The sequence below is a fragment of the Candidatus Accumulibacter cognatus genome (genome assembly GCF_000584975.1).
GTDB lineage: Bacteria > Pseudomonadota > Gammaproteobacteria > Burkholderiales > Rhodocyclaceae > Accumulibacter > Accumulibacter cognatus.
Genome location: NZ_JDST02000091.1, coordinates 16,421 through 27,668 on the forward strand (window position 1 = coordinate 16,421; position 11,248 = coordinate 27,668).

The following is an 11,248-nucleotide window of genomic DNA, read 5'->3' on the forward strand; positions in this document are numbered from 1 at the left end:
ACTTTGTCCACCAGTTGTCAGCCACTTGCCCACGGACTTTTCCTACTGGTCCATCAGCCTTTCAGCACCTGCAGGAGAACGTGCACATCATGGTTGAGCTCGTTGTCCTTGGCGCGCAGCTCATCGATGGTGCGTACGGCATGCAGAACGGTCGTGTGATCACGACCACCGAAAGCATCACCTATTGACGGATAGCTCTGCGACGTCAGGTTCTTGGCCAGCCACATGGCGATCTGGCGTGGTCGAACGACTACCCGCGTTCTCTTCTTCGAGAAGAGGTCGGCCACTTTCATCTTGAAATACTCTGCTACGGTCTTCTGGATGCTGTCGACGGTGATCTGTCGATTGACCGAACCAATCACATCCTTTAGGGCCTCCTTGGCCAGATCCAGAGTAATCCCCTGCCCGTGGAACGCGGAGTAAGCGAGCACCTTCTTGAGCGCACCTTCCAGTTCCCGAACGTTGGAGCGCAAGTGTTTGGCGACATAGAAAGCCACCTCGTCGTCCAGCTCCACGCCTTCCACTTCTGCCTTCTTCTTCAGGATTGCTACCCGCATTTCCGTTTCCGGAGGCTCTATCTGGACCGTTAGCCCCCAGTCAAAGCGGGTAATCAGTCGATCCTCAAGACCCGATATATTCTTCGGATAGGTATCCGAACTGATCACAATCTGCTTCCTGGATTCACTCAAGGCATTAAAAACATAAAAAAATTCTTCCTGGGTTCGGTTCTTGCCATTGAAGAAATGCACATCGTCGAGGAGTAGAACGTCCAATGAACGATAGTAGCGTTTGAAGACGTCGAAAGACTTCTGCTGGTAGGCACGAACAACGTCCGAATAGTAATCTTCGGCATGGACATAACGCACCACCTTTTCCGGATCAAGCTCGACAATCCGGTTACCAATCGCATGAATGAGATGTGTCTTGCCCAGACCTGCTCCGCCATAGATGAACAGCGGGTTATAAGTGGCTTCCCCAGGGCTGATGGCAACTTGCTGGGCAGCCGCCCGTGCGAGGTCGTTGGCCTTGCCGACGACCAGGTTGCCAAAGGTAAAGGTAGCAATCAAGCGAGTTTTTTCATAGCCTGATCTATCCCTATCGGTCGGCAAGGAGGATTTCTTGGCTGTCGTGGAGACTGCCGGCGTGGCCTTGCCTGCTGGCATTGCACTGTCACTGGAGTTTGCTGCCGTACGTTCTCCCAGACTCAGTGTGATGTTGACAGGCGTGGCAAAGTATTCACTTGCCAGTGCTTCGATGCGTGCCAGATAGCGCTCCTTGACCCACTTCAGAATGAAACCGTTCGGCGCTAGTAGACGCAGGCCACGTGCATCATCACCTTCTAGACGAAGAGGGCGAATCCAGGTATTGAATTGCTGAGAAGGAAGTTCCTGTTCGAACTGGCTCAGACAGGAAGACCAGAAGCTACTCATTGAGGCTCATGACGCGTAATCCTGTAGTGGTGCGGCATCAACAATAGCTTCCGATGATAGGTGTTTTTTTCAGAATCAATAATATGGATGCATTCTCTGCCGACAGGATGCAGCCAGGTTCGCCGGCCAGTGGAACCTGCTGCCGCTCGGCTCGACCATCGAAGACCTTGTCCAGCTCGCTGAAGGCTGAATTCTAACTGGTTGGACGGAAGTTATCCACAGCTCAGGAAAAAATATGGCCTTGACAAGACTCTATCGGAAGCTGTCTAATCATACGTTTTTCTTGCTTTGACTTCAAAGGTTTAACCATGAAACGTACCTATCAACCGTCAGTTGTTCGCCGTAAGCGTACACACGGCTTCCTCGTTCGAATGTCCACCCGTGGTGGTCGTGCTGTCATCAAGGCACGTCGCTCCAAAGGTCGCCACCGCTTGGCAGTTTGAGCGGCAGGTCATCTACCGCCGGTGACCCTGCAGTATCTGCTACCGCTTTTCCGAAGCAATATCGCTTGATCAAAACGGATGAGTATTCATCCGTTTTTGGTTTCAGAAGGGCACTGAAGAGCCGGCATTTCCTGCTACATTACCGCCCGCGTAGCATCGATGAAGTGCCCGGAGCGCGACTGGGCCTGGTTGTCGCCAAGCGCTTCCTGCGGCGCTCGGTTGATCGAAACCTTGTGCGACGATTGGCTAGAGAGCAGTTTCGACTGATGCGTTCACGGCTTGGCTCAAGCGATCTGGTGCTTCGCCTGGCGGTCAGACCTTTAATGCTTGACCGGCGAGCCCTGGCGCAGGAAATACAAGGCTTGTTGAGCAAAGCCACTTCATCTCGACAATGATCCGATGAAACAAATGCTGCTTACGCTGATAGGCTTCTACCGATTCGCGGTCAGCCCAATGCTGGGCCGCCGTTGCCGTTTTTTCCCGAGTTGTTCCGAGTACGCAACTGAAGCTGTGGAAAAATATGGCGCCATCAAGGGCGCGCGCTTCGCCCTGCACCGACTGTTCCGTTGCCATCCATGGAATCCGGGTGGTTTTGACCCTGTACCCTGAATATAAATCGAATCGTATAGGCTTTCATGGATAACCGCCGCCTGCTGCTGCTCATCGTCTTCTCATTCTCTCTGGTCATGCTCTGGGATGCTTGGCAGAAGTACAGCCAGCCCAAGGCAGCATCTCCTGCCGCCAGCGCTGTGGCCGAGGCCCCCGCACCGAAGCCTTCTGTAAACCTGCACGCACCCCTGCCCTCAGCACCTGTAACGACCGATGTGGCAGGCGCTGACAAGTCCGAGACAGTCACAGTCAGAACCGATCTGTATGTCGCCGAGGTGGCCAAGCAAGGCGGCGATCTTGTTCGCCTCGAATTCAAGGCCTACAAGGACAGCAATAATAAAGCCAAGAACTTCGCCCTTTTCGAGGCCAAGCACCAATACCTTGCACAGAGTGGTTTGATTGGCGAGAGCCTGCCAAACCACAAAACGCTCTTCTCGGTCACATCCGGAAACCAGGAATTGGCAGGTGATACAAGGACCGTTGAACTGCGACTCGAAGCACCGGTCAGCAACGGCGTCAAGGTGACAAAGATCTACACTTTCACACGCGACAGTTATCTGATCGATGTTACCCATGAGATTGAAAATCAGGGCGAGAAGGAAGTCGCCGCGCACGTGTATTACCAGTTGCAGCGTGACATCAACGCTCCCGAAGGCGAGAGTTCAATGGTGTCCACTTTCACTGGCCCGGCGGTCTACACAGATCAGGAAAAATTCCAGAAAGTCGATTTTGCCGACATTGCAAAAGGCAAGGCCAAGTTCGCCAGCAAGGCCGACAATGGCTGGATTGCGATGGTTCAGCACTATTTTGTCGCCGCCTGGATTCCTGAAGCAGGGCTGCCGCGCGAGTTCTACATGCGCAAACTCGAAAGCAGTACCCATCCGGTGGTGTCGGCAGGTGTCATCGTACCGGCACCAGTAGCGGCGCCGGGTGCTAAGGTGGCGATCTCGGTGCCGATTTATGCCGGTCCCCAGATTCAGGTCATTCTCGAGCAACTGGCCAAGCCCAAGGCAGAAGGCGGCATTGGTGCGCAGGGTTTGCCACTGGTGGTCGACTACGGTTGGTTGACGGTCATTGCCGCACCCATCTTCTGGTGTCTGGAAGCCATCAACAAGTTGGTCGGCAATTGGGGTTGGTCGATTGTTCTGCTTACCATTGCCATCAAGCTGCTGTTTTTTCCGCTCTCGGCAGCCAGTTACAAGTCAATGGCGAAAATGCGAACCGTTACGCCCCGCCTGATGGCTCTCAAAGAGCGTTACGGTGACGATCGCCAGAAGCTCAACCAGGAGATGATGGCACTCTACAAGCGTGAAAAAATCAACCCGCTGGGAGGATGCCTGCCGATAGCGGTGCAGATTCCCGTGTTTATCGCGCTGTACTGGGCCTTGCTTGGTGCCGTCGAAATTCGTGATGCGCCCTGGATTCTCTGGATCAGTGATTTGTCGGCTGCCGACCCCTACTATGTGCTGCCAGTGATCATGGTAGTCACGATGCTGGTCCAGACCAAGCTCAATCCCACTCCGCCCGATCCTATCCAGGCCAAAGTGATGATGATGATGCCGTTCATCTTTGGTGCGATGTTCTTTTTCTTTCCGGCAGGACTGGTGCTCTATTGGGTGGTCAACAATCTTCTGTCGATTGCCCAGCAATGGCAGATCACAAGGATGATCGAAAGTGGCGGAAAAGCCGCCAACGACAGCAAGATCTGAGTCTGGCAAAGCACCGATAGCCGCCATCGCGACCGCTGCCGGTCGCGGTGGCATCGGCATCATCCGCGTCTCGGGCGTAAGCCTCATTGATTTCGCCGCGGCATTGAGCGGCAAACGACCAGCCGCTCGGTTTGCCACCCTCAGCGACTTCAGGGCTGCTGATGGCAGCACTATCGACAGCGGGCTGCTCCTGTATTTTCCTGCGCCGCATTCGTTTACCGGCGAGGACGTCCTCGAAGTGCACGCTCATGGTGGCCCGGTAGTCATGCAGATGCTGCTCATGCGTTGCCTCGAACTCGGCGCCCGCCTGGCCGAACCCGGCGAATTCACCCGCCTTGCTTACCTCAACGGCAAACTCGATCTGGCACAAGCCGAGGCGGTCATCGACCTGATCGACGCCGCGACATGCAGCGCTGCCCGTAGCGCCGTACGTTCCTTACAGGGTGAGTTCTCGAAGGAAGTGAATCACCTCCTTGGGCAGTTGATCGAACTTCGTACGCTGGTCGAGGCTACCCTTGATTTCCCTGACGAGGAAGTCGACTTTCTCGAAGCAGCCGATGCCTTTGGGCGCCTTGAGCGCTTGCAGCAGCACCTGACCCAGGTCTTCGACCGCGCACAACAGGGCCGCCTGTTGCAGGGGGGATTGCATGTCGTGCTTGCGGGTCAGCCAAATGTCGGCAAGTCCAGCCTCCTCAATTGCCTCGCTGGCGACGAGCTGGCGATCGTCACCCCTCTTCCCGGAACCACCCGTGACCTGGTCCGCAGCACGCTGCAGGTTGAAGGCATTCCATTGCACGTGATCGACACAGCGGGCCTGCGGGAAACTGAAGACCAGATCGAGAAGATCGGCATTGAACGCAGCTGGCGCGAGATCGAGCGCGCCGATGTCGTCGTCTTGCTTGTTGACGCCCGCACCGGCGTCGGTGAGGCCGAACGAGCGATTGTCGCGAAACTCCCCACCCACCTTGCCCGGCTGACCGTGTACAACAAGATCGATTTGACGTCGCGAGCGGCTGCATGTCATCAAGAAGCCGACGCCGTGGCGATTGCACTGAGTGCAAAAACTGGCGAGGGCGTCGAGCTGTTGCGTCAGGAATTGTTGCGCGTCGTCGGCTGGCATCCTGCCGAAGATGTCTTCATCGCCCGCGAACGCCATCTGCAAGCGCTCACCGAAACTCGCCACCATATTGAAAAGGCATATCAGCAGTTGCCACAGCTGGAACTTTTCGCCGAAGAACTCAGGCTGGCGCAGTTGACGCTGAGCACGATTACCGGCGAGTTCAGTACCGATGACCTGCTTGGGGAGATATTTGGTCGATTCTGTATTGGAAAGTAGCAAGGCTTCCAGAGCATTCCGAAACGTACCGCTAACCTGTTGAAAGCCCGTGTAAAAGCGGGCTTTTTGTTCTGCTGTTGGCTTGCACGTTTGGCACGAATCCACATTAAATTGTACCCATATTTGTGCCCATGGTGGCGTTGCTTCATGGGCACAAAAAGGGCGTGAGGCCTGCACGACATTGACGCAACGTGGCTTGTCGCCAATGGCCTTGAAGCGTGGCGATCAGATCCCCGACGACACGGCGCCGGAAGTCGCAGCACTGGCAACCGCCTTCCTGAAGAAATGGTGTTCGCAAACGGTGGCGAAGGTGAAGGCCCAAGAGGCCGAAGCCAAGGAAATCCACACGGTGGAAGCCTTAGCCTGGCGATGGTTCGCCGAAGTTGCCGAACCTGCCAACAGCACCCCACGCAACTTCAAGTGCGTCCTGGAAAAGGACGTACTGCCGGCGATCGGTGCGAAGCAGATCGTCGACGTGACTGTTGATGACGTGCTCCAAATTACCGACCGCGACATGGCACTGTCATCGGATGAAATCGGCCGACTGCTGCGGTCGATCGACCAATCGCCGAGCATTTCTGGTGATACACGTCTGGCGTGTAGGCACGCGGCAGACCGTTGTCGTGTCTTCAATGGTGAGTTTCAACTGCGAGCGCGCCGTTGATTTCTGACGCCAGTTGAGCACCAGCAACGCCTTGAGCTGCGTCAGCAGTTCGCGGGCAGCCTTCTTCACCTCGGCGCGTTCCTCAGTCGTCAGTTCCGGCGCAGGCCGGGTCAGGATGTCGAAGATGACCAACTCTTCCTCGCTCATGTTCTCCCGCACATGGCGTTCCTGCTCGTCGTTCAGGCTGTTCGACAGCTTCACCAGTTCCTCGATGCTGCAGCTGCCGGCGTTGTAGCTTTCGATCAGCGCCTCGAACTTCTCGGTGAAGTCGGCGCGAGTGCGGTTCAACTGGATCATCTTCTCCAGTTGGACGTAGATCGCGGCCTTGAGGACTTCGAGATCGGTGTTCTTGTGCTTCGATTCCTTGAAGCGTTGCGCAAGCGCCTCAAAGTTGATCTTCGAGAGGTCGAGTGCGGGTGGTCCCGACTGGCGGATTTCATGGCCGGTTATGGATTCGTCGAGTAGGCCGTTGATCTGCCCCATCACCTGCGAGAAGTCTGGCGGATTCAAGTTCAGCTTGGCACGAATAGCCTCGGCCAGCGTAGTCAGGCAGGCGACCCGGCTGGCGAATTCCAGCGCCGACGGGTCGGGCTTGACGGCGCGGTAGAGCGTGCTGACCAGTCGCCCATGGGCGAAGAAGTCGCGGCGTAGCGGGTCGTCGGTGTCCTTGAACTTCTCGTCCAGCCCCGGCTGCGATTCGTTCATCCGCTTGCGGTTCGATGTCGAGGCCCAGGGTCTGCATCTGCTGGATTTCGTTCTGCCCCGGCGAAACGATCACCGCCATGTCGGTGCTGGTCAGCAAGTCCAGCCGTTGTTTCAGTTCGGCCATGCGCAGATCGCGCCGCGCCTGTTCGGGCGTCATCTCGCTCAGACGGTAGATGCCTTCGTTCAGGGCGGGATTGACGAGCTGCAATTCCGGCGTGCGATTCTCGTAGAACAGCGGCACGGTGGCACCGTCTTCGATGGACTGCTGGAAATCGTAGATCGAGACGTAGTCACCGAAGACTTCCCTGGTGCTCTCCTCGCCGGCAATCAGCGGCGTGCCGGTAAAGGCCAGGAACATTGCCTTGGGCAGCGCGGCGCGCATGTTGAGCGCCAGCGTGTCGTACTGGCTGCGATGCGCCTCGTCGGTCAGCACGATCACGTCGGAGCGGTCGCACAGCAGTTCTGGCGTCTGAAACTTGTGCACCAGCGTGAAGACGTAGCGGTGGTTGCCGCGCAACAGGTCGCGCAGATGGGCGCCGCTGGCGGCGTGGCATTCGTCGCCCTCGGCCTCGCTTACCGCGCTGGTGGTCTTGAAGGTCTTGGCGATCTGCTCGTCCAGTTCCACACGGTCGGTGACGACCACGAAGGTCCAGTTGCCGGCCAGCTTACGCAGCACCTTCTGGGCGAAGACGCCATCGAGAAGCTCTTGCCGCTGCCTTGCGTCTGCCAGAACACGCCGCCACGCCCGTGGCCCAGCTGGCGGGCTTCGAGCATCTTGCGAACAGCGTTATTGACGCCGAGAAATTGGTGGTTCTGGCCGATGATCTTGGCCAGCCCGGCCTTGTATTCGGAGAACAGCGTGAAGTTCTCGACCCGATCGAGCAGGCGGGCAGGGTCGCAGGTGCCGCGCAGTATCACTTCCAGCGACAGCCGGCGCGGTTCATCCTCGCGCTCGATGCGCTTCCACTCCACCCAGCGATCCCAGTCGGCGGTGAGCGAGCCGACGCGGCTGTCGGTGCCGTTGCTGGTGATGAGCAGTGCGTTGCTCCAGAACAGCGCCGGAATCTGCTTCTTGTAGTGAGTGAGGTTCTCGTCGAAGGCCGCCCGCGCCGGCACGCCAGGCTTCTTGAGTTCGATCACCACCCAGGGCAGACCGTTGACGAAGCCGACCAGGTCGGGCCGGCAGATGTAGAGCGAGCCGGTCACGCTGAACTGGCTGACCAACTGGAAGTCGTTGTTCTCGGGATGCTCCCAATTCACCACGCGCAGGCGTTTCGGTGCGTTGGCCACCACTCTGGCCGCCGTGTTCGCGGTCGGGAACGGACACGGTGATGCCTTCCTTGAGCAGTCGATAGACCTCGCGGTTGGCGGCTTCCAGACTCATCGCCGAGCGGTCGCGGGTCAGTTCATCGATGGCGGTTTGAATCGCTTCCGGCGGCAACTTGCCATTCAATTTGCCCAATGTCGCTTGCAGGCGCTTCACCAGCATCACCTCGCCCTTGGTCTCGCGGCCGAGTGTTCCGCCCGCGCCAAGAGTTTCTTCCAGCGCCGACACCGTCTGCCAGCCGAGCGCGCCGAATGGCCCGATAGCGGGTTGCTCGACGAGCTGGTCCTCGGACTAGGCGTGGGCTGTCATGTGCCGGATTTCGACAAAACATGCAAACGGTTACGCAAGTCTGCAGGGGCATAGAACACAAAGGCATTCCCCTGCTTGGTTTTTTCCAACAGCCCCTGCGACTCCAGTGCCAGCAGATCCTGACGTGCAGTTTGGTAGGCTACCGCGTGTGAATGTTGATGGGCATCTACCCGATACGCCCCGCCGACATTACGCAATGCGTGGTTGAGCAGTGCCGTTTGCCGGTGATTGAAACGCCCTCGCAACGCGGGCGATGCCGCCAGCAGTTGCTCGGTTTCCTTCTGCTCGCGCGACTTCCGGGCCACATACTCGTGCAACGCGGCGATCGCCTGACGTATGGCCTGCAACTGGTGCAAGACAAAATAGGTGGTGTCGTTCTTGTCAGTTTCCGTATGCAAATAGGCGCGCATGTATTTCGCCGGTGCCTTGCGCAGGATATGGCTGATCGACGTGTACTCCATCAGCCAGTAACCGCTACGCGCCATCGACCAGTAAAACAGTGCCCGTGCCGTGCGTCCGTTGCCATCGGCAAACGGGTGGTCGTAGCCGATCATGAAGTGCAGCAAAATCGCGCGCAACACCGGATGCACGAAGGGCAAGGACGTTTCATCGGCATTGGCGAAATTGCACAGCCGCTGCATGCGCGCAGGCAATTCGGTATGCGTCGGCGGCGAATGCAAGGTCGTGTTGTCTCGCGCATCAACCACATGCACGTCGTCATGGGTCCGATAACGTCCTGCATCGAGCGGATCGTCCAGCGTATCTTCAGTCAATATACGGTGGAGTTCGAGCACATGCCCAGGCGTGAGCTGGACGTCACGCAGTGAGCGTAGGTGTTCCATGGCCCGGTAGTTGTTGAAGATCATTTTCTCGCCGTGGTCGCGCGGCTTGCGACCGCTGCGCAACATGGCGGCAGCCACTTTTCGTGTGGTTGGAGCACCTTCCAGTTGGCTGGAGGTAATGGCCTCTTCGATCAGTGAGCCGATCAAATAGCGTTGCGAATCTGCCTTGAGCGGCGTTTCGGCTGACCGAATCTGGCCGGCCGCATCGCGGTCGATATGGTGCAAATCGATTGCCACCGGGCTGGGTGTGGCGAAGACAAAGGGCTTGCCCTGCTTGTCGCGCAGGGGCAAGGCCTGAAGCAGCGTCGCGCGTGAAATGCTGACGACTGCCCACCATTCAAGGTGTGTCAACCCCTCCGGGGTGGGCCGCCGGCGCAACTCATCCCAGTGCAGATACTTGCCCGAGGGGAGTGGATTGAAGTGCTGCATGGCCGTCGTTATGCGCTCAGGCATGAGTTGAGCAAAGACGGTTTCGACGGCAGGGGCGTGTTGGGGGAGGCGCATTGTCTACTAATGTAGTTATGAATTAGTAGAAATTAGTATAGGCAGGCGAGGTGAGCAAAGTCTACTAAATTGACTAAAGATTAGTAGAAATTGCCAGGCGTGCTTAAGCTGCCTCGATCTCGATCTGGCCGGAGAGCAGGCGCGGCAGCAGCAGGTCGCGGGTGCGTCAGAGGTTTTGGATTGGGAAAACGAGAGCCTGCATCTGCGCGATTGCTGGCTCGATGACTGCCGAGAACTGTTGCGCAACAGCCGATGTCGGGATCGTGATTTGGTGCTCCGCGAGCACGGCCCAGCTTGCTCAAGGCATTTTTGAACCATTTGATGTAGCGGTAGCGAGCGCTACAAACTCGTCGTCCGAAACGCAGCCCACAACAATGGCGTAATGTTCCGGCCTTCGAGAGCGGATGATGACTGTGTCGGCAGAGCAAAGACAGTTGAATGGCGCGACGCTGACTTTGTAGAAATACGGCCGAATTTTTTCGAAGAGAACTTCGCCTTTCTTGAACTCCAACTTGTTGGAGCCAAGTTCCGCCGTGGTTTCCCATGTGTCAAGCGCGAGTGATCTTCGTGGAATATGTTCGAGACCAACGAAGGGGGCTGGATCTTCGAGTGGCCCTTTGGGTACGTTGCGCCGCATATCTTCTGCGATTTCGCCTAATTTCTTCACCTCCCACCCTTGTGGAATCTTGCCGAGGGGGGATGCGACGTGGGGGTGGTTTTCGTGGCCGGGGAAGCGGAAGTGGACGAACCACTCGCGGTAGAGGGTGCGGGCCATAGTCTCCATAATCTTGATGCGCCGCTGGCTGTTCTCGATGAGTTCGTCGTAGGCCGACAGGATGCCCGCGATGCGTTGCTGGACGGGGAGCGGGGGAAGTGGAAGCTCAATACGTTCCAAGATTCCGTGGTTCAGCGACGCCATCGTAGCGCCATGCGAACACTGATTCATCATCCAGCGTTGATGATCCGGAGTCAGGAAATAGTATGAGGCAAACAGTGGATCCACTCGCTGAGAGGAAAACCGGAGACGCAGACAGTCAGAGCTTTGAAACCACCCGTTTTGTTCTTGGCGGATGAACACATGCCTTTCCACTGCACCCTTCCGACCGAAAACAATGTCCCCCGTTCTTGAGAATGTGAGATGAAAGACGGTCGCGTGTTGATCGGGAAATGAACTCCAGTTTGTCGGTCTTGATGCTATCGAAGCCGATATTGCGGACATTGATGACAGGAGTTCCGTTCTCCGTGTAATAGCTGGCTTTGAGTTGCGTTCCGAAAGGGCCAGTTGTCAATTCAGCTTCGCCTGATGCGACAAGCTCTCCGACGGAAATGCGCGAAAACTCTGCCACTTTGTAATCATTCACTCCCCTACA

Annotated in this window: 10 protein-coding genes and 4 pseudogenes; 6 read left to right on the forward strand and 8 right to left on the reverse strand. The window is 57.1% G+C overall.

Translation table 11 applies throughout. The features are described from left to right. Positions 1-53 precede the first annotated feature (53 nt). Positions 54-1,430, reverse strand: a complete 1,377-nt coding sequence (dnaA, locus tag AW06_RS16135) for a chromosomal replication initiator protein DnaA (RefSeq protein ID WP_034952071.1) — start codon at positions 1,428-1,430, stop codon at positions 54-56. Positions 1,431-1,738: 308 nt separating this feature from the next. Between dnaA and rpmH the strand changes: the two genes are divergently transcribed. The 6 genes and pseudogenes from rpmH to AW06_RS20990 form a co-directional block, all read left to right on the forward strand. After that, entirely contained in the window at positions 1,739-1,873 is a 135-nt protein-coding gene (gene rpmH / locus AW06_RS20975; RefSeq protein WP_138678584.1) for a 50S ribosomal protein L34, read from the forward strand. A gap of 65 nt (positions 1,874-1,938) precedes the next feature. Next, on the forward strand, positions 1,939-2,268 hold the full coding sequence (gene rnpA, locus AW06_RS20980) for a ribonuclease P protein component (RefSeq protein WP_246148885.1): 330 nt from the start codon (positions 1,939-1,941) through the stop codon (positions 2,266-2,268). Between the two features lie 4 nt (positions 2,269-2,272). Next, on the forward strand, positions 2,273-2,482 hold the full coding sequence (gene yidD, locus AW06_RS20985; protein ID WP_138678586.1) for a membrane protein insertion efficiency factor YidD: 210 nt from the start codon (positions 2,273-2,275) through the stop codon (positions 2,480-2,482). 26 nt (positions 2,483-2,508) lie between these two features. Further along, the gene (yidC, locus tag AW06_RS16145) at positions 2,509-4,191 is read left to right on the forward strand and encodes a membrane protein insertase YidC (protein ID WP_034952075.1); all 1,683 of its coding nucleotides are present in this window, start codon (positions 2,509-2,511) and stop codon (positions 4,189-4,191) included. Further along, positions 4,157-5,527, forward strand: a complete 1,371-nt coding sequence (mnmE, locus tag AW06_RS16150) for a tRNA uridine-5-carboxymethylaminomethyl(34) synthesis GTPase MnmE (protein ID WP_138678588.1) — start codon at positions 4,157-4,159, stop codon at positions 5,525-5,527. Before yidC ends, mnmE begins: the two co-directional genes overlap by 35 nt. Positions 5,528-5,717: 190 nt before the next feature. Further along, positions 5,718-6,095, forward strand: a pseudogene (locus AW06_RS20990) (tyrosine-type recombinase/integrase); the annotation flags it as partial. Here the strand turns inward: AW06_RS20990 and AW06_RS16160 are convergent. The 7 genes and pseudogenes from AW06_RS16160 to AW06_RS21000 all read right to left on the reverse strand — a co-directional run. Beyond that, positions 6,051-6,896: a type I restriction enzyme endonuclease domain-containing protein gene (locus AW06_RS16160; RefSeq protein ID WP_273704797.1), complete on the reverse strand. Its 846-nt coding sequence runs from the start codon at positions 6,894-6,896 to the stop codon at positions 6,051-6,053. The pseudogene AW06_RS20990 and the gene AW06_RS16160 sit on opposite strands and share 45 nt — an antisense overlap. Positions 6,897-7,098: 202 nt before the next feature. Next, a pseudogene (locus tag AW06_RS21495) lies at positions 7,099-7,572 on the reverse strand (DEAD/DEAH box helicase family protein); the annotation flags it as partial. After that, the gene (locus AW06_RS16165; RefSeq protein WP_337958800.1) at positions 7,470-8,186 is read right to left on the reverse strand and encodes a type I restriction endonuclease; all 717 of its coding nucleotides are present in this window, start codon (positions 8,184-8,186) and stop codon (positions 7,470-7,472) included. The pseudogene AW06_RS21495 and the gene AW06_RS16165, both read right to left, overlap by 103 nt. Positions 8,187-8,262: 76 nt before the next feature. Further along, positions 8,263-8,484 (reverse strand): annotated as a pseudogene (locus tag AW06_RS20995) (hypothetical protein); the annotation flags it as partial. Positions 8,485-8,528: 44 nt separating this feature from the next. Next, a complete protein-coding gene (locus AW06_RS16170) occupies positions 8,529-9,827 on the reverse strand; it encodes a Fic family protein (RefSeq protein ID WP_273704798.1) in 1,299 nt (432 codons plus the stop codon). A gap of 349 nt (positions 9,828-10,176) precedes the next feature. Continuing rightward, entirely contained in the window at positions 10,177-10,968 is a 792-nt protein-coding gene (locus tag AW06_RS16175; RefSeq protein ID WP_273704799.1) for a restriction endonuclease subunit S, read from the reverse strand. Beyond that, positions 10,913-11,248, reverse strand: a pseudogene (locus tag AW06_RS21000) (hypothetical protein); the annotation flags it as partial. The pseudogene AW06_RS21000 and the gene AW06_RS16175, both read right to left, overlap by 56 nt.

Bases quoted from the DNA above. Each gene is read 5' to 3' on its own strand.
- rpmH (WP_138678584.1), top strand. From the start codon at position 1,739: ATGAAACGTACCTATCAACCGTCAGTTGTTCGCCGTAAGCGTACACAC.
- dnaA (WP_034952071.1), bottom strand. From the start codon at position 1,430: ATGAGTAGCTTCTGGTCTTCCTGTCTGAGCCAGTTCGAACAGGAACTT.
- yidC (WP_034952075.1), top strand. From the start codon at position 2,509: ATGGATAACCGCCGCCTGCTGCTGCTCATCGTCTTCTCATTCTCTCTG.
- AW06_RS16170 (WP_273704798.1), bottom strand. From the start codon at position 9,827: ATGCCTGAGCGCATAACGACGGCCATGCAGCACTTCAATCCACTCCCC.
- AW06_RS16160 (WP_273704797.1), bottom strand. From the start codon at position 6,896: ATGAACGAATCGCAGCCGGGGCTGGACGAGAAGTTCAAGGACACCGAC.
- yidD (WP_138678586.1), top strand. From the start codon at position 2,273: ATGAAACAAATGCTGCTTACGCTGATAGGCTTCTACCGATTCGCGGTC.